This window comes from Spirochaetota bacterium, assembly GCA_017999915.1.
In the GTDB taxonomy this organism is placed as follows: domain Bacteria; phylum Spirochaetota; class UBA4802; order UBA4802; family UBA5550; genus RBG-16-49-21.
Map to the genome: position 1 here is coordinate 1 of JAGNKX010000026.1, position 17,984 is coordinate 17,984.

Annotated in this window: 15 protein-coding genes; 4 read left to right on the plus strand and 11 right to left on the minus strand. The window is 46.4% G+C overall.

Features of this window, described 5'->3' with window-relative positions; all coding sequences use genetic code 11:
- Positions 1 to 323: 323 nt before the first annotated feature.
- From KA369_23700 to KA369_23720, 5 genes are all read right to left on the minus strand, one after another.
- Positions 324 to 779 carry a hypothetical protein gene (locus KA369_23700; GenBank protein MBP7738996.1) on the minus strand — a complete coding sequence of 152 codons (456 nt, stop codon included), beginning with the start codon at positions 777 to 779 and terminating at the stop codon, positions 324 to 326.
- Positions 780 to 942: 163 nt separating this feature from the next.
- Positions 943 to 1,596, minus strand: a complete 654-nt coding sequence (locus KA369_23705; protein MBP7738997.1) for a hypothetical protein — start codon at positions 1,594 to 1,596, stop codon at positions 943 to 945.
- A 47-nt stretch (positions 1,597 to 1,643) separates the two neighbouring features.
- A complete protein-coding gene (locus tag KA369_23710) occupies positions 1,644 to 2,393 on the minus strand; it encodes a hypothetical protein (protein MBP7738998.1) in 750 nt (249 codons plus the stop codon).
- Positions 2,394 to 2,473: 80 nt separating this feature from the next.
- The gene (locus KA369_23715; protein MBP7738999.1) at positions 2,474 to 3,106 is read right to left on the minus strand and encodes a hypothetical protein; all 633 of its coding nucleotides are present in this window, start codon (positions 3,104 to 3,106) and stop codon (positions 2,474 to 2,476) included.
- A gap of 547 nt (positions 3,107 to 3,653) precedes the next feature.
- Positions 3,654 to 4,643: a hypothetical protein gene (locus KA369_23720; protein ID MBP7739000.1), complete on the minus strand. Its 990-nt coding sequence runs from the start codon at positions 4,641 to 4,643 to the stop codon at positions 3,654 to 3,656.
- 793 nt (positions 4,644 to 5,436) lie between these two features.
- On the opposite strand from KA369_23720, the gene KA369_23725 reads away from it, so the two are divergent.
- A complete protein-coding gene (locus KA369_23725) occupies positions 5,437 to 6,867 on the plus strand; it encodes a B12-binding domain-containing radical SAM protein (protein MBP7739001.1) in 1,431 nt (476 codons plus the stop codon).
- Here KA369_23725 and KA369_23730 read toward each other — a convergent pair.
- Positions 6,803 to 7,891 (minus strand): AraC family transcriptional regulator, encoded by a 1,089-nt coding sequence (locus KA369_23730; protein MBP7739002.1) that lies wholly within the window; start codon positions 7,889 to 7,891, stop codon positions 6,803 to 6,805. The genes KA369_23725 and KA369_23730 overlap by 65 nt on opposite strands.
- Before the next feature lie 402 nt (positions 7,892 to 8,293).
- Between KA369_23730 and zupT the strand changes: the two genes are divergently transcribed.
- The 3 genes from zupT to KA369_23745 all read left to right on the plus strand — a co-directional run bounded on the left by zupT (position 8,294) and on the right by KA369_23745 (position 12,701).
- Positions 8,294 to 9,106 (plus strand): zinc transporter ZupT, encoded by an 813-nt coding sequence (zupT, locus tag KA369_23735; GenBank protein MBP7739003.1) that lies wholly within the window; start codon positions 8,294 to 8,296, stop codon positions 9,104 to 9,106.
- Between the two features lie 346 nt (positions 9,107 to 9,452).
- Positions 9,453 to 10,553, plus strand: coding sequence for a hypothetical protein (locus tag KA369_23740; protein ID MBP7739004.1), 1,101 nt, complete (start codon positions 9,453 to 9,455; stop codon positions 10,551 to 10,553).
- On the plus strand, positions 10,554 to 12,701 hold the full coding sequence (locus KA369_23745; GenBank protein MBP7739005.1) for a GAF domain-containing protein: 2,148 nt from the start codon (positions 10,554 to 10,556) through the stop codon (positions 12,699 to 12,701).
- A gap of 45 nt (positions 12,702 to 12,746) precedes the next feature.
- On the opposite strand, the gene KA369_23750 is transcribed toward KA369_23745, so the two are convergent.
- The 5 genes from KA369_23750 to KA369_23770 form a co-directional block, all read right to left on the minus strand.
- The gene (locus KA369_23750) at positions 12,747 to 13,595 is read right to left on the minus strand and encodes an activase (GenBank protein ID MBP7739006.1); all 849 of its coding nucleotides are present in this window, start codon (positions 13,593 to 13,595) and stop codon (positions 12,747 to 12,749) included.
- A 217-nt stretch (positions 13,596 to 13,812) separates the two neighbouring features.
- Positions 13,813 to 15,255: a 2-hydroxyacyl-CoA dehydratase gene (locus KA369_23755; protein MBP7739007.1), complete on the minus strand. Its 1,443-nt coding sequence runs from the start codon at positions 15,253 to 15,255 to the stop codon at positions 13,813 to 13,815.
- Between the two features lie 50 nt (positions 15,256 to 15,305).
- Positions 15,306 to 16,436 (minus strand): 2-hydroxyacyl-CoA dehydratase, encoded by a 1,131-nt coding sequence (locus KA369_23760; GenBank protein MBP7739008.1) that lies wholly within the window; start codon positions 16,434 to 16,436, stop codon positions 15,306 to 15,308.
- Positions 16,433 to 17,224 carry an AAA family ATPase gene (locus KA369_23765; protein MBP7739009.1) on the minus strand — a complete coding sequence of 264 codons (792 nt, stop codon included), beginning with the start codon at positions 17,222 to 17,224 and terminating at the stop codon, positions 16,433 to 16,435. The genes KA369_23760 and KA369_23765 overlap by 4 nt, the downstream gene beginning before the upstream one ends.
- 4 nt (positions 17,225 to 17,228) lie before the next feature.
- Positions 17,229 to 17,978 (minus strand): hypothetical protein, encoded by a 750-nt coding sequence (locus KA369_23770; GenBank protein MBP7739010.1) that lies wholly within the window; start codon positions 17,976 to 17,978, stop codon positions 17,229 to 17,231.
- Positions 17,979 to 17,984 lie beyond the last annotated feature (6 nt).

The following is a 17,984-nucleotide window of genomic DNA, read 5'->3' on the forward strand; positions in this document are numbered from 1 at the left end:
GCTCACCAAGGATCCTTACGATTTGTTCTTCTGAGAATCGTTTTTTCATTTTAACCTCGTTTCTTTCTTGTCTATTTATCGGTTAAAACTAAACTATCTCATGGTACAAATTTAAGGGGTGGGATCACATGCATTTTAGGTCTTCTGTTGAAAATTGAATTTCTTTAAATTCTATCATGATGATTTCTCCAAGTGAACTTTTATTATTATTGCTTAATTATACTATGAATTATAATAATTAAGTGGATGAATCAAACTACAAGTGATTCCTCACAAGATCACATCTATAGTGTCAACTCCGTTAACCTACCACTATACTACAGTTACTTGTACTCGATAGACCCCTGAGCGATGATCTCGTCCTTGACAATGAAGTTGATCTTGTACTTTCCCTTTGCCGTCAGATTATAGACTATCTGTAAAGTTGTCATATCAGGCATCGTATCATAATCCTTGCTAAATATAACTGATCCTCGGATACTATCGATAAGCTGCATCTTTACGGTAGAAGAACCGATCGGCTTTTCAAAGCGGGTTCCCATGATAAGACATGGCTTTGTCGTTATACGGTTCTTACACCTGGTGAAGTAATCGGTATAAGACTTATTCTCCTTCAGGACAGCATTGCATGCTTCGACATATGAATATGAATTGCAGTAATCATAGTTCTTCATGTTGCTGAATTGAATCTTCGACGGCTTCTTCTTGCAGGCATCCAATGCAAGTACCATGAGAAAGACCAGTACGATACCCAGCACGCTGTACATCTTATGTTTCATATAATCCTCCATGTATAATAATTAATCATAATATTATAATTCAGAATTTGATTATTCTGCCAACGCATTACACTATGTTCCCAATATTAATTTATCCTTGTTTGCGCTTATAATTAAATTTGTTCTTTTACAACTAATTCAAATACATTCATATATCACTATATTAAGGATGACCCTTTAATGCTTCTACAACTGTCCAAAGTTCAGTATTTGTACCAAATATGCGAAATTTAACAACAGTAAACCCCATCTTAACTATTTCAACTTTTACCCCATCTTTTAAAGCTATAACCATTCCTGAATTTAATAATTGCTGTAAAGCATCGTAATCCTTTGCTACTGATAATTCTGTGACCCTATCAAGTAATTCTTCAGTAGTTGCAGCCATATAACCGCCAACAGTATATTTAATACGACTATTTGAATTTGCATTATCTGATGTTACCGAATTGATCATTTTAGTTTTTTGATTTGTATTGGTTGTTGTTTTTATGTCATCATTTGATACAATGATTGCATATAAAATAATTAAAACAAAAAATCCAGTAATTGCAGCTGGAATAACATATGATTTTTTTTTATTTAAATTATTATTATTCAAATTTTTATTCATATTTATTGTTTTACAATATGGGCATTTTCTTGCACCTTTATAATATGGTTGTTTACAAGAAACACAAATTGTAAAATTTGATGATGGTTTGAATGTTGGTTTTTCTGAAGTATTTTTTATAGACCTTTTGAAGCCACAATGAGGACAGGCTTCCAGTGTGTCAGACATTTCCTTATTACATTCCATACATGTTATTAATGCCATCTTATCCCCCACTATTTCTTTATATTTATATTATTTCGCATTACGAATCATGGTTGCCCTATAACACAATCAAATATTTTGCCATTATCTGAACCTTTAACTCCCATCATAAAATCCTCATAACCGACATCCATAATTTTAATTGATCCATTATTGATATATCCTACATATCTCATCAAAGGTGTTCCAGTTGTTCCATTAAAAACAGTATTACCGTTAATTCTCATATTATAATTGTCAAAATTAGCATATTCAATATCGAAAAACTTTCTTTTTCCATTCCCCAATGAACTAACCCAAAAATGATTTTGTTTAAATAGATACAATCCCATTTGTAATTCTTTTAATTTTTGTTGTGATTCATTGTAATTTGGATCATTTTTGGGTGTAGAAGTTAGAATTGAGATAGCTTCATTAAGCTGACCATCGCAAAGAGCTTGGTCAACTTTATCGTCTATTGTTGATTTTGATGTAGAACCCAAATTTATTTGGAAGCCAATAATTTTTAATATAACAAATACTAGAATTATTCCGAGTATGACATATACCATAGGATGATATGTTTTTTTATTTACATTTTTCGTTTTACAATATGGACATTTACTCGCACCTTTATAATAAGGTTTTCCACATGAAGAACAGATTGTATTATTTGGATTAACTTCTAAATTTGATTTAACTTCTGGATTTGGTTTATCTACATTTTGTATTGTAGTCCTTTTATATCCACAATGAGGACAGGCTTCTAAAGTATCGGACATTTCCTTCTTACATTCTATGCATGTTATTAATGCCATATTATCCCCCACCAGGTAAATATTTATTGACGACATGATTTCACGTCTTAATCATTTTTACTCCACTACAGACCTTGATATTATTTACTTTTTACAATTTTATAGTTTAATGGCATCATCAAACTATTCTTTTCCATTTCGAATTTTCCTATAAAAACAAATTTCATTTGTTTTTCCATATTAGATATCTCACTTTTACTTGGAATACTTTTTCCTGAATTTATCGAATCAATAAACATTCTCAATAAAATAAGTGTTGCTTCATATCCAGCTCTTTGAGCATCATTTATAAAATCATATTTTGCGATAAATATACTCGAAGAATCCGATTTAATTTTTTTGGGAAATTTTAATAATTGAAGTTGAGCATAACCTTGTTGTGTGTCAAATATTACATAAATCTTATCATTGGAACTATTTAAACTTAAATCTCGATTAGATTTATTCATGATCCTCACTGGAAGCAACCAAGATTGTTGGTTCGAACTTATACTTGAACTATAAAGATCAATATCAACTTTTATGTTATTTAATTCACCACTGATATAACAATTATAAATAAAATAATTCATTGGAGCTTGCGCATGTGATACAATATCATTCAATTCTTGTTCATTTCTATTTTTTAAATAAATCGCTTTTGCTCTTTCTTCTTGAGTTGTATAGCAAGACATTAGAAGCGTTATTAATAAAATATTTAAATATTTATACATGGTGTTTATTCCTTAAATATTATTTAAAAGTATCAGGTATATCACTAATAAATTCTAAACACTCTATAATGCCATAAACCAGAGTGAATATTCCATTTTTAGCATATTTATTAAATAGACAATAATATTTTTTTCTTCGCTTCTGCAAATTCATCTTCAGTCATTATATAGGAAACTCTGACCAAATAGGCAATGGTCCAAGCGCCATAATGGGCTTTATCTTAAGTTGCCCCCTCTCAAATTGAGCCTCATTCCAGCAGAAAAAGCAATGGACAGAGGCTTAAAATTTGCATTTTTCACAAAGAACTAATCCTGTTAAAAGATATGATTTTTCTCTTCGCTTCTTACTCCCGGTACTGTTCATTTTAATAATTCTTTGAATTTCTTCATATTGTTCTTCAGAAATATAAGAGGGGTGCGCCGCCTATATCCATGATTACAAAGCACATCAATGTAATCACAAAATAGCCTAAATTTTATTGGATTTATTATCATGAATCATATACGTGGTGTTATGTCAATTAATATCTAAAAAATTCAAATCTTTTCATAACAAACCTTTATCTGTAATTCTTTTATTCATTTTTTCTAATATTTCATAACGTGCTATCTTATGTTTGACCGGTTTTCTAATCGCATCTTGAACTTTAATTAATAAATTTTGAATATGCACATTATCATTTAAATTAAAATCTCGTTTTATTTTATTATTCTTAAAATACATATTCTTAATACATAATTCTATTTTAAACCTATCGCCAGTTTTATAATAATCTCTTTTTTCCTTCTTTGCGTCAATGTTGTAAATAAACAACTTTGAACTATTATTTGTCCAAATATAACAACTCATATCCCATATGTTTAAAACTTGATGTTCGACGGAAGCATATATTCTTTTGTTTTCATCCAAAATTCTACAACCAAAATCTGTTAATAAACAATGAGTTTCATCATCATCTAAATAACCATACATTTCCTTTTCTATATCATATAATACTTTATCACTATAAAATGCATTCAATTCAACTTCATTAAAATTAAACTTTTTCAAATAATAATTCAGTATATGATTCTTTGAACTAACAGCTTGAATATACTGCTTTTCAATTAAATACTTAATCACCTCCTTAACCTGTTTCTTTATATCTTTATAATTATCCAATCCATTCAATACCAACTTAATACTATTGCATTCAAATTCTATAGTCCCATATTTTATCTTTTGAAATTTCCTTTTTCGATAAATAATTTCTTTAATACTATAACCTAATGACTTATAGTATTGTATAGAACTTGGTAAAAGATAATTAAACTCCCTCCTTACCACATTACCTTTATTAAGTATCAACGTGATTATTCCATTTTTACTGTCCGGATGATTTTTTAACCGTTTTTTTATATTAGGATTAAGCTTTCTAAAACGACTTTTTTCTGCTGATAGAATGATTTTATCAAAATAGTTAAACTTTAAAGATTCCAATAATTTAATTTTATCATTCAAATGAACAATTCTTTCTTTTAATTCAGATATTTCCATAATTTAAAATGGCCTATATTCAAAAATACTAATAATTACTTTATCATAACCTCACTATTATTATGCCTTCTGAAGATGAATCTGAATTAATATTTTTAAAAATTGTGTAAAAAAATAGGGGTGGGGGTAAAATTTTATGCTGGTTATAGACAGGGTTTCACTTATTCTCAATACTATATAACATGGTTTTTATAAAAATAGACATCTGATAAAATTGATAATGTTAATAATCAATATTGCAAATATTTTCATTAGACAATTAAGTTTAATTCCCTTATAATACTTAATTCTCTTAATTATTAATTTATTTTATTAATTTAATTAATAATCTTAATAAATTATAGTTGATTAATATTTTTTATGAAGCTTTATTGTATTTAAAATAATGTAAAAGGGATAAGAGTTTAAAATCTGTTATATTACTATCATCCACCCATGAAAAACAGCCCCCAAAGACATTGGGGGCTGTTTTTTTTCACACCGGCGGGATTCCGGTCGCCCGACCATCATCCCGAAATGAATATTCATTATTCCGAAACCTGCGCGGCACCCATGAGGTCGTAATCCAGCGTTCAAGTGTTTACGGCATAAAAAACAACCTCTTCCTTTCATAAATTTCCAGAACAGTATCCGTTAATGCACAAACCACTTCCAGAATAATATTCCGCATATTTCCTGAATGTAAATTATGATATTGAATGAATTGCTGAATTGTATTCCGGAAAGATTAATGCATAGGGATATGCTATTCTATCGGCAATCACACAGGCAAAGGGTATGGAGGTTCAAATACATGAAAAAAATCCTTTTCATCAATCCCACTATTAATAATACGGTTTTCGGCAACATGAAGATGCTGGCCCTTCCTCCTATGGGCCTCGGAGTGCTGGCAAGCAGGACACCGGAACGCTACTTCGTTTCAATTGTCGATGAAAACGTCGATCCCCTCATCATCAATTCCGAGCCGGACCTTGTGGCCGTGACCGCCACTACCGGGCAGGCCCCGCGGGCCTATGAGATCATCCATGAGTTCAAAAAGCTCGGCATACACACCGTAATGGGGGGGATTCACGCCTCGGTCATGCCCGGAGAGGCGGCCCTTCACGCCGACACCGTCGTGACCGGCGAAGCCGACGAATTATGGCCCCGCGTTCTCGATGACTTCGAGAAGAAAAGGATCGGCAAACGGTACGATGCCGTAACGCGTCCCGGCCTTCAGAATATTCCAAAAATCGACAGGGGCCTTTATTCGAAAAAATACATGATCCATTCGGTGCAGACCTCCCGCGGCTGCCCCTGCAACTGCAGCTTCTGCTCGGTCACGAAATTCAACGGCGCGCAATACCGTTTCCGGAACCTGGACCATGTAGTCGAGGAGATACAGGAGATAAGGGACCGCCGCTTTTTTATCGCCGATGACAGCATCGTGGGACTGGGCAACGACGGCATCGCCCACGCCAAGAGCCTCTTTGCCCGGCTGAAGGGCCTGGGCAAGTCCTGGGGGTCCCAGGTGTGCATAACCATCGCAGAGCACGACGACCTTCTCCGAGACGCCGCCGATGCTGGCGCCAACACCTTTTACATCGGCTTCGAGTCCATCGACGCCGAATCGCTCAAATCGGTGGACAAGAAGATCAACCTGCGTCCTATCATCCGCAACTACAAAAAAACGATACAGAAATTTCACGACCACGGTATCGGCGTCATCGGCGGCTTCATCCTTGGAACCGACGCCGACACAAGTGATATATTCGACAAGACGATCGAATTCATCCACGAAACCGGCATCGACGGGAGCCAGTTCACCATCATGACCCCCTTCCCGGGAACCAGGCTTTACGACCAGATGCACCGAGAAGGAAGGCTCATCTACACGGATTATCCTAAAGATTGGGTCAAGTACAACGCCTACGAAGCGGTCATACGGCCGCGGAACATGACCGTTGACGAGCTCGTGGAGGGCTGGCGCAGGGTCTACAATGAAACATCATCGCCGGTCCGTTCGCTTAAACGAAGCATAAAAACCCTGATGAACACGGGAAGCTTTGTCAACGCGTCCATAAACCTGTTCTGGAATTACTACAATTACAAGGCCATACAGGGCGCCAACGGAGTTGCTCAAGACTACAACGCGGAACCAGCGAGCCCGGAGGCCGGGGTCACAGCTCTTCCTGTTCGAGTTTACGGCGATAATCCGCAGGGGTCAGGCCGGTCATCTTCTTGAAAGTGGAGTGAAACGCCGAATAGGAATTGAACCCCACGGCAAAGGCTATTGAAATGATCTGTCGGCCCGGCTGCTCCCGCAGCATCTTCTTCGCCTCATCGATGCGGTAGCCGTTCACGAAGTTGTTGAAGTTCTTTTCGTAGTAGGTGTTCAGAAACTGCGACAGCTGGGTTTTCGTCAGCTCCAGGGCCTCACTGAGGCGCCCCAGGGAAAGGTCCTCGTCGCAGAATAGCTTCTCTTCCTCCATGATGATCTTCAGCTGCCGCTGTATGCTTTTCCGGTTTACCTTGTCCAGGTACGACTTGGCGTATTTCTTTCTCTTCGGCGGTATCGTGCCGAACTGCATCAGGTAGGGATACCTGATCGATATCAGGTAAAACCCGACAACGATGAGGCTGATGATGATATTGTCCAGTACCAGAAGGGTTTCGGAGAGGGTCACGGAGCCCGTAATGCCGACAATGCCCAGGAAGAGCCATATGATGAGAAGCGTTATCAGGAATATCAGGGGCTGGTAGGCAAGGTTTTCGCTGGGCCTGCGGAACCATATCTGCCAGATCGAGAGGGATATGTAGAATATCGGCAGCACCACCGCGGCGATGGCCGATATCAGGATCTGGATGAATTTGTATTCCTCCTGGAGGAGGAACATTCTGACCAGGTCCCTCTTGGCGTCATCGGGGACGAAGGCGAAAGGTATCATGATAATGACGACAATGATCATCGGTATGAAATTCACGATATCGTAGTAGTAGAACTTCTGCTTGTTCTTGATAAAGCTCAGCACGTACAGATACAGGAGCGGGCCGATGCTCAGCTCGATGGGCAGCAGTATCAGGAAATATGACGGGTACTGCAGAATGAGCTTCGTGTGGAGCAGGTAGATGAACAGGGTGAGATAACCCAGTTCGGCGATGAACAGGGCAAGGACGACATTCCTGAACCGCCATGGCCGGATGAGCAGACCGACGGCCATGAGGAAGCTAAGGAATATGGTCGGGTGGATGATCAGCGAAATGTCCATTGGCATCCTGGATAGAGTATGTTTATATTACTGCAATTTAAACGATAATCACTCTTTATCATGAAATTTATCATGTCAAGATTTTTCCCACCTCCGACATAGAGATCGTATAGTTCTCTTATGTTTCCCGATTGGGCTGATACCGCGACAATGCCGCTGAGCATGTCACCGTCACATTCATGGAAAACACCGGCATCGAAGATAATAACAATGGATCAAAAACCGATATTATTCTCAGAGTGCGTCCCTGTTTTTGGGCCGCACTCTTTAATAACCGATCATCATTAGAGTTGACAAAATTTATTAGAACGATCTAATTGTACTTTATCATTAACTAATCAGGATTCATGCGTCGCATGGAAAATCCTGCGCAATCAAATAGATTTCCGCCGGTATTATTATATGGATAACAATATTGCTTTTGCCTTTGCCCTGACAATAATCGCGGGATTATCCACCGGCATCGGCAGTATAATCGCTTTCTTCACAAAGCGGACCAATACAAAATTCCTCGCCATAGCCCTCGGTTTTTCCGCTGGCGTCATGATATATGTGTCCTTTATAGATATTATCATTGAATCTAATAAATTATTGATCGAGGAGATGGGCAAGCAGGGCGGTCTCTGGGCCACGGTGGCCGGCTTCTTTGGAGGCATACTCATAATTGCCGTCATCGATTACCTGGTCCCATCTTATGAGAACCCCCACGAGTCCCACATGGTGGAAGAGATCGGCACCTGTGAAACAATCCCGGTCAATCATAAGCTTTACAGGTCCGGCATCCTTGTCGCGGCAGCCATTATGATACACAACTTTCCTGAAGGCGTGGCGACCTTCACCATGGCGTTGAAAAACCCATCCATCGGCATTGCTATCGCCTTTGCCATCGCGATCCACAACATCCCCGAAGGCATCGCCGTATCCGTGCCGGTATTCTGCGCCACGGGCAAAAGGAAGAAAGCATTTTTCCTTTCACTGCTTTCCGGTTTCTCCGAGCCCTTCGGCGCCCTCATCGCCTATGTTATCCTGATGCCCTTCCTCAATAACTTTGTCCTCGGCATCGTATTTGCCTCGGTGGCCGGCATCATGATCTATATTTCATTTGACGAACTGCTGCCTGCCGCGCGCGAATATGGAGAGCATCACCTGTCGATGTACGGTCTCATCACGGGCATGGCCGTCATGGCCAGCAGCATCATATTGCTGGGTCAATGACATCATTAATAAATATATTGTCCCGGTCATGGCAACCCGAAAAGACATGCATATAATTTGTATGGCAGCTCGCTCTTCCTACCCGAATACAGGGCAGCTTCGCCGCAGCTCATCATTGATGAGCTCACCTAATCTCCGTGAGCAGATTCTTTGATTTCTGACCCATGGGTTTTCTTGCATATTACAATTTATTCACTATTTCTTTCATGGAATATAATTTATACTTGATTTAAGTGGCAGCATAAATTAATACGGTAAAAAATTTAAAGTTAATCCTTTCGGTCTTATCAATTCAATTAAAAGTAATAATTGGCACTAACGCGCTTAATCGATTGTACAGGTCAATATGAACGTTAAAGAAAATTATATCGATGTGAAGATACAAACATCGATGATGGAAAAAATACAGCCCCTTACCTCAAAAATCTCCAGCGGCAGTGAAAAAAAACTCATCGAGGACTTCTGGCGCAAGGCAACGAGATATTTCGGGATCATTTACGGGCTGGAAGAGGCCCTTGAAAAAGGCGACATTGGCGAAGCAGTTGCCAGCGATATTCTGATACGGGAGACTGATATAATACTTCCCGAAGGGAAAGAACTTGAAGAGGCCATCAACAATTCCGATCACATGAAGACCGTCAAAAGGATCTTCCGGGAATGCGTCATTCCCCTGGGAATCAAGTCCAGGATTGTAAAGCACGCCTTCACAAAACCGAGCGGCTATGCCGGTGATTTCGGCCTGATCGAAATAATCTACGACAATAAAATCCTTTCCGACAAGATCGGTTACTGCATAGACAGGCGTTTCCAACTGGATGATTATGCCCGCGCAGTCAGAAGCCGCAAAGATAAAATGAAAGATATTCTCGCTGATTTTATAAAAAGCGCGCCCGGGGAAAGAAAAAATATTCTCAATATCGCCTGCGGCTCATGCCGGGAAATAAAGGAGATGTTCGAGGAGAACACCTTCGATACTTCAAAATCCATATCCTTTACATTGATGGACCAGGACAAGGACGCTCTCGACTTTTCTCTCAACGTTCTTAAGAAATCCCCCTCCACTGTCGAATACCGCACCCAGTGCAACAGCGTGTATGACTATATAAAAAATCCGGATATGTACCGCGGACAGCTGTTCGGCCAGGATCTTGTCTATACTATCGGCCTGGCCGATTATATCCCGGAACCGGCGCTTAAATCCCTTATCCTTTTCATGTACAGCCTCCTGAATCCCGGGGGAAAGCTTGTCATCGCCCATAAGGATTCGAAAAACTTCAGCCCCCTTGCCGCCGACTGGTGGTGCGACTGGACGTTCCACCTGAGAAACGAGCCGGAAACGATCAGCCTGGTGAAGAGCTCCGGTATTAAGGATTTCGACCTGTCCGTCAAACGAGAAACGGAAACCAATATCATTTTCTTTATGATAATAGAAAAAAAGAAGCAGTAGATGACATATCTTGCCCTCACAGGACTGCTTAATTTTCTGGGGAGCGCATTCCTCGCGGCGGTCGTGTTATCCAAGAATCCCCGCGGCATACTTAACCGGCATTTTTCCTACAACAGCCTGAGCATCGCCTTTTACAGCGCCGGGTATTTTATCTGGCAGCTGAGCTCCACGCCGGAAATGGCCATGGTATGGTTCAAGGTTCTCTTCACCGGAATCATACTGATAAATCTCACCTTCATGTTCTATGTGTTCGCCCTTACCGATAAAATTGACCGGAGAAAATACGAGCTTGTCGGTTATACCGTGGTCAACGTACTATTCATCATATTGAACATATCTTCCCAGCTTTACACTCACCTCGAACCCAGGTATGGGCTCGGATACTGGCCTGCGCCGACAGTCATCTTCCATGTATACCTCGCATTCTGGATCTGGCAGCTCCTGTATGGTTTCATTCGACTTGTCTGGAGCCTGAAAACCATTACCGGGCGCCTGCGCGAGCAGATTAAATACACAATCGTTTCCGGCCTCATAGGCTTTATCGGCGGCGCCTCGAACTGGCCCATGTGGTATAATATCAACTTCCCCCCCTACGCAAACATCCTTATTGTTTTTTATATAGCCCTTATGGGATTCGCCATAATCCGGTTCCGCCTTATGGATATAAAAATCGTACTCACGCGAACCGGCATTTTCATCGGCATATATACGCTGGTGCTCGGCAGCCCGGTGCTTATCGGGCTCCAGACCAATTTCGGTTTTCTCTCATTCCTCTCCCTCTTCGTCCTCGCCACCATCGGCCCCGTCCTGTACCGGTATCTCCTTCGCAAAGCCGAGGACCTGCTCCTGTTCCAGCAGCGGAAATACCAGAGGAAGCTTAACGACTCCGTTGTGTTCATGCTCCGGGAACACAATCTCGACCGTCTGCTGCGCCTCATCATCTACGGCATGAAAAACATCATCAAGATCGATTATGCCGCCATCTTCCTGGAAGAAAGGGAAAATGAATGCTATTCCCTCAGGGCCGCCAGCACGGATACGGTCTTCCCTGAAGGGCTCTGCATCCCCTACGACAACCCCACTATAGACCTCTTGAAGCAGCATCAGCATCCTCTTGTCCTGGAGGAGATGTCCCATCTTTTCCACAGCGACACGAACCACAAAATAAAGATGATCGTTCCGTCCTTCATTGAAAACAGGCTCCTGGGATTCCTGGTGATGGGCGAAAAACAAAACAAATCCATTTATACGGAAGATGACCTCCAGATCTTCGAGCTTCTTTCTCATCAGACCGCCATGGCCATCGAGAACTGTATTTTCCTTGAGGAACGCAAAAAGACGCAGGAACGGCTTTTCCAAGCGGAAAAGCTGGCCTTCATCGGCGGCATGGCCGAGGGTGTCGCGCACCAGATACGGAACCGCCTCAACCACTTTTCCCTCGGCTCTCGGCAGATCCAGCACGAAATAGAGGACTTCAAGAGCATGCACGATGACATTGTCAGCCGGAACCCGGCGGTCAAGGAGACATTTGATTCGCTCTATGAGATCAGCGAGTCTATTGTAGACAACGTTATACGGACAAATTCCGTGATCCAGGGAATCCTCAATTACACCCTTGCCGACGATAAGCGCAACACCTTCTTCGACCTCCCCTTCAAGGACGTTGTCGATGGCGCCATCGACCTTGCCAAGATCAAGCACGGCATCGAGGAGCTTCCGATCAAAACCGAAATAGAGCAGGATTCCATTATCTATGGCGTCATGACCCAGCTCATGGAATCAATGTACAATCTCATCGACAATAGCTACGAGGCCATCGAGGAAAAGAGAAATATCTTGAAAAATCCCGAGGACCGAAAGAGCTACGAGCCCGTTATCCAAATCAAGCTCAGCCGGCAGGCGGACGGGTCATTGATTGAAATAACCGATAATGGCATTGGCGTCAGCGACGATGACAAGAAGAAGATATTCGCTCCCTATTTCACGACCAAGACATCCTTCAAGACCCAGTCCGGATCGGGAATAGGGCTCTATGTAGTGCACCGTATCATCGAGGAAAACCATAAGGGCAAAATATGGTTTGAATCCGAATTCATGAAGGGAACTACATTTTTCATCAAGCTTCCGCTTAACACCTCATTGATATAATATACCTGGCGCAAAACCGTCATTTCGACGAATTTCGGCATTCCATCACCGAACCGGCGCGGACGATGCGTCGCCGACCCGGAGGCGGACCGATTCAATCCCGCCGCCCCTGCGGCAGGCTAATACCGCTGCCCCCAGGGCGCCCATAAGCTGGGGATCCAGAACCAGGGAGGCGATCTCCATCCGGAGAAGGTCTCCCAATGCCTTCATGAGGCCCGCATTCTTGGCGCAGCCGCCCGTAACGGTCAGCTTTTCCCTGACGCCGATGCGCTTCAGGAGGGTGAAGCAGCGCTTGGCCACGGCGGCCTGTATGCCGGCGGCGACGTCGGATGGCGGCTGTTTCTTCGCCAGGAGACTTATGACCTCGCTTTCGGCAAAGACGCTGCACTGGGCCGTAACGGGTATTGTCTTCCGGGCGTTCAACGACAGCAGTGAAAAATCATCGAGGCTCATCCGGAAGACCCTGCTCATGGCCTCGAAAAAGCGCCCGGTGCCGGCGGCGCACTTGTCGTTCATGGCGAATTCCAGCACGGACCCGTCCTCCGCCACGGAAATGCCCTTCAGGTCCTGCCCTCCGATATCCACGATCGTTTTAATGGCCGGGTCGCAGGCAAAAACGCCCATGGCGTGGCAGCTTATTTCGGAGATATTCTCATTCGCGAAAGGCACCTCGTTCCTTCCATAGCCTGTGCCCACCAGGTATGCCAGGCCGCAGCCATCCTTCACTCCATTGGCCATGGAGCACGCCTTTTCCATGACGATGCGCGAAGTCTCCTCCGGATCGATCTCGGAGGGGATGATGACCGAGGCGGCCACGGCCCCGCTTTCATCGAGTATGACCGCCTTGCCGGTCGTTGAGCCGATGTCGCACCCGCCGAAATATCTTTTTTCCATTCCAATCCCTCTCGATGGTAAATTCTTTACTATTCTGTGATTGCGAGGAGTCCCGACACACTCGGGACGATGAAACATGCCTCGACAGTTCGACAAGCTCACTGCAACGCTTCGCTCAGCAGCCGCCGTGAACCGTGGTCCCCGGGCACCATCGAGGCGCACATCGCTTCGCTCGCGATGACACCCCATAGGGGTTGCGCACCCGCCGGTTCACAAATCACTTAGTCACAGCAGCAATTCTCTCCTTCCCCGCCCCGTTCCTCCCGACCTTCATGACATTCTGCATGAAGTGATCGATCTGGCGGATAATGCCTTCATGGGAACATATGCGCTGGTCAGACAGGTCGTATTCTATGATGAGCAGCGGCACGCCGCGCTCGCGGCACGCCTCCCGGAGCATCTGGTTGAGCGCCATGGTGTTCTTGCACCCGATATGACCGGCGACCCATACCATGTCGAGGTCGAACCGCTGATATATCCTGAAGATATCGTCGATGTAGTTTTCAGCCGGGCCCCTGGTGTGGCGCGCCATCGGGCCCTGCATGATAATTTTGCCCAGGTCGCGGAGCATGGTATCCGGCGTGGCCGTGTCTATCAGCGGCTGGGAGTTGTAGGTCATGCTGTCTATGACCAGGGTGACTCCATAGGCCTCCTCTGCCCATTGGAACAGATCTGAAAAATGGAGGAGCGGCGGATTCCAGAGGACAGCGCGGAACCGCTCGTTGGGCACCGCTGCAACATCGGCTTCAAGGTTCCGCCTGGCCATGTCCACGAGTCGCTTAAAATGCCGGGTGGCCACGGGGTTTCCCGGATCGATATTGAAAGCCCAGAGGTGGCTCAGGTATACGGGCTCCGCCGCCAGGGGGGACGGCCTGGCGCTTATGATCTCCCAGAGCTCTATTTCAAGCTCGGCCATGCGGTTCCTCTCCTCGCAGATCCTTCGCAGCCTGTCCCAGTCCATCCTGCCCGGCGTATTCTCCTCGAGCCATGCGATCATCCTCCGGAGCTCCCCGGCGAAATAATCCGCGGCCCGGTCATCGTAAAAATTGAAGGGGATGTCGAGCCGGTAGATGGCAGCGTCGTTCCACCGCCGGGTGATCTCGTACCCGGTCATGTTCCCGTCGCAGGGCAGGTTCGAGCTCACGATATTCGATGAGGGCGGCATTTCCCCGTTCAGGACTACGCCCAGGGTCATCTTGACGTGACTGCACACATCCGGGGGGACCCCCTCGTTTTCGCACCGGTCGATATAGCGCTCCGCGGCGTGGGTGTCGATGATGGGCAGCAGGATTGAAAGCAGCTCCGCGGGCCACACGTTCAATCCCATGGCCTGGGATATCTCGGGAGGCACCATCTCCTGGTGAATGATGAACCTGTCATTGCGTTTCAGGGTATAAATAAGAACGTGGACCATTCTTTTCACGATGAAAGAGATGAGCAGCTCGTTGGCTTCACGGTAGAGCCCGGTTCGGCCATGGGCAAAGCGGCCCATCAGCAGCGGCGCCTTGAGCAGCGTCAGTATCCACGGATACCGCATCATGTCCCGGATCAGCGAAAGGGGACCGCGCCGCAGCGCCAGATGGGCGAAGCTCAACAGGATGAGGATCAAATACTTCCCATGCTTCAGGTAATCGCCCGCCGAAGGCCCGGTGTTATCCATGATCTGTAATCCTCCCGTTATGCACGCTGAACATCATGTTCTCCCGCCTGTCACTTTCCCATGCTTTCGATGAATGCCTGGACGCGCGTGCGGAGCTGCCCTTCCCCGCCATGACGGTATTCCCGCTCCAGGCGGAGCACCGGCATGCCGGAGGAACGGAGCTCCGAGGTCATGGTGCTCCCCTCGACGCCCCAGGTATCGCAGAACTTGATCGCCTGCAGAACAACGCCGTCCGCCCGGTATTCCCTCGCTGTCTCGCGGATGGCCGCGGCCCTTTCATCGAACTCCTCCATCATGCGCGGACACAGCACCTTGGCGAGGGTGTGCTCCGCCACGGCGCGCAGGGGATCGCCCGTTTCCGGCACGGGATCCAGACCGGGGAGCGACCCGGTGCAGAACCGGTCAGCGACAACAAGGCCGCCCTGGGACTCGATGGTATCGATAAAAAAAGTATCATCGAGATCCCCCCCCGCCACCATGATCCGCGCCCTGAAGGATCCGACACCGCCGCGCTCCACCGCTTTTACGTGAAATTTTTCCACCAGCGGCAATAACAGGTTTTTCGGTGTTACCTGGGAGGCAATCATGATCCGGTGGAACTCTCCGCCGGTAATGAGGGGCGGGTCATGCTTTCTCAGGTCGCCGATCGAACGAAGGGCCCGCGCATAGGCATTGCGGCCGCGGATCGCTTCCGATAAATCCTCCCCCGTTGCTCTGACCCCGAAATGGCCGGACAGTTTATCGGCAAGTGCCCCCAGCTCATCCATGAACCAATCCAGGGCCGGTCCGCCCCGCTTGTGGGGGACGTCCAGGGTGTGGCTGAAGGCCGGCTTTCTCAGGTACGCAAGGTTGTCCATCAGGCGGCGCATGTGGTCGCAGTTTGCCGTAAAGACCACCCCTCCCAGATGATCATAGGCCCCTGACAGGGCCGATTCGAGGAGGCTCTTAGTATAGGAACAGATAACATTGGACATGTAGGTGTCCGCAAGCTCCGTGCCTGCAATGCCGGGGGCCCGGAGGCGCACCGGGAAGAGCTTGCCGGTTGAAAGAAGCGTCTCCGGAACATAGCTGCAGGTGTAGCCCATGGGAACGCGCCCTTCGCTCATCGCCTGTTCCACGAGGCTGTTCAGCGGATCGGCCAGGAGATCGTTAAAAAGAGAGCTGTCGGCGATCCGGTTCATGTCCTCACTCCTTCGGTGCGTGTATCATTAAATGCCGCTGCCAGTCCGAAGGCCGCAATGCAACGGCCCATACCGGTCCGGGCAGGGCCTTCAGGCAGACCAAGGATGCTTTTCCCATCAATATCAAAATCCCGTATCAGGTCATCTTCGGGAATTACGCCAAGAAGGGTAAGCCCCGGCGGCGCCACGACCTTCCCCTCCTCGCCGGAACGGACACGGTTGACGATGAGTCCGCACCGTTCAAATCCGACCGTTTTCGCCGCCACGTCAAGGATGCTCCCTGCTACGGCAAGGCCCTTGGCCGACCGGTCGGAGACGAGCAGGAGGTGGCTCACCCGCTCCATCACCCTTCGGTTCACCTGTTCGATGCCAGCCTCCCCGTCGATCACCACGTAATCGAAATTAGATGAGATCGATTCTATGACTTCTTTCAGAAAATCATTGACCTGGCAGTAACATCCCTCCCGCTCCGGCCTGCCGATGGCGAGGAAGGCGAGATTATCCTTCTCTTCAAGGGCCCTGAACACCTCGTAATCGAGGGCAGTGGCGATCTGCTTCATGTCCTCCCTGGTCCCATCCTTCACCCTTGCAATCAAATCGTTCCTGATGTCGTCAATGGTCCGCTTTGCCGGGAAGCCCAGCGAAAGGGCAAGGCCCACCGCCGGGTCCGCATCAATGGCAAGGACCTTTTTTGAAGGGTCTTCAGCGAGAAGCGCGGCGGCCATGGCGCTAATGGAAGTCTTGCCCACGCCTCCCTTGCCGCACACGGCTATAATTGTCGTATTCATTCTATCAGTTCCTTTCATAGGCCGCTTTCTCCCTGCCGCGCAGGGTTTCCCTCATTGACCTGAGGCCGGACACCTCGCCGCAGACATCGGTATAATCGCAGGTGCCGCAGTCGAAGGACATTTCACCGGCCATCTTGTTCATGGCGCCGATAAGCCTCACGGCGCGTTCGCCGATGCGCTGGAGCGACAGCACGTCCTCGGAGGACGATGTGACGATGATCGTTTCCACGGCCCGCACATAGTCCAGGGTACGGTACCTGTCCATGAGAGCCGCGGCAAGGATCTCCAGTGAGAATCCCTCCGCCACGGCCTCTCTGCTGATCCTGCTCCACTCGCGCAGGTACTGCGATACGGCCCTCATCATGTAGCCCTTCAGGTTCATGTCGTAGCGCATCAGCTCGATCTCGCGGTGCCGGTCATAGCAGTTCTCCTCGGTGAAGCCCTCAACGGCGAGGATCACGGCCTTCCCCAGCGGAAGCCTGGCACCTGCTTTGCCGGCGACCTCCGGTCCCACGAGGGTAAGATGGCCGTCCCGCACCAGGGCTTGGTCCTCTGTCCAGAGCAGGAACGACGCTGACCCGTCCCGGGGATTGCCGAGCTCCACCGCCGTATCGCGTTGCATCACGATGTTTCCCCGCTCTCCCGCCGGCCAGGGCCTGAAGACCGCTATACGCTCCTCGTACCCATGGGGCGATCCCTTTACAGATTCGATCCATGACCGGAGATCGTCTATTATCTCTTCAAAAAGCTTCATTGCGCC

What these genes read in the sequence shown, in the direction of transcription:
- KA369_23755 (MBP7739007.1), bottom strand. Translation starts at nt 15,255, where the DNA reads ATGGATAACACCGGGCCTTCGGCGGGCGATTACCTGAAGCATGGGAAG.
- zupT (MBP7739003.1), top strand. Translation starts at nt 8,294, where the DNA reads ATGGATAACAATATTGCTTTTGCCTTTGCCCTGACAATAATCGCGGGA.
- KA369_23725 (MBP7739001.1), top strand. Translation starts at nt 5,437, where the DNA reads ATGAAAAAAATCCTTTTCATCAATCCCACTATTAATAATACGGTTTTC.
- KA369_23720 (MBP7739000.1), bottom strand. Translation starts at nt 4,643, where the DNA reads ATGGAAATATCTGAATTAAAAGAAAGAATTGTTCATTTGAATGATAAA.
- KA369_23745 (MBP7739005.1), top strand. Translation starts at nt 10,554, where the DNA reads ATGACATATCTTGCCCTCACAGGACTGCTTAATTTTCTGGGGAGCGCA.
- KA369_23750 (MBP7739006.1), bottom strand. Translation starts at nt 13,595, where the DNA reads ATGGAAAAAAGATATTTCGGCGGGTGCGACATCGGCTCAACGACCGGC.
- KA369_23765 (MBP7739009.1), bottom strand. Translation starts at nt 17,224, where the DNA reads ATGAATACGACAATTATAGCCGTGTGCGGCAAGGGAGGCGTGGGCAAG.
- KA369_23710 (MBP7738998.1), bottom strand. Translation starts at nt 2,393, where the DNA reads ATGGCATTAATAACATGCATAGAATGTAAGAAGGAAATGTCCGATACT.
- KA369_23730 (MBP7739002.1), bottom strand. Translation starts at nt 7,891, where the DNA reads ATGGACATTTCGCTGATCATCCACCCGACCATATTCCTTAGCTTCCTC.
- KA369_23700 (MBP7738996.1), bottom strand. Translation starts at nt 779, where the DNA reads ATGAAACATAAGATGTACAGCGTGCTGGGTATCGTACTGGTCTTTCTC.
- KA369_23705 (MBP7738997.1), bottom strand. Translation starts at nt 1,596, where the DNA reads ATGGCATTAATAACATGTATGGAATGTAATAAGGAAATGTCTGACACA.
- KA369_23760 (MBP7739008.1), bottom strand. Translation starts at nt 16,436, where the DNA reads ATGAACCGGATCGCCGACAGCTCTCTTTTTAACGATCTCCTGGCCGAT.
- KA369_23715 (MBP7738999.1), bottom strand. Translation starts at nt 3,106, where the DNA reads ATGTATAAATATTTAAATATTTTATTAATAACGCTTCTAATGTCTTGC.
- KA369_23770 (MBP7739010.1), bottom strand. Translation starts at nt 17,978, where the DNA reads ATGAAGCTTTTTGAAGAGATAATAGACGATCTCCGGTCATGGATCGAA.
- KA369_23740 (MBP7739004.1), top strand. Translation starts at nt 9,453, where the DNA reads ATGAACGTTAAAGAAAATTATATCGATGTGAAGATACAAACATCGATG.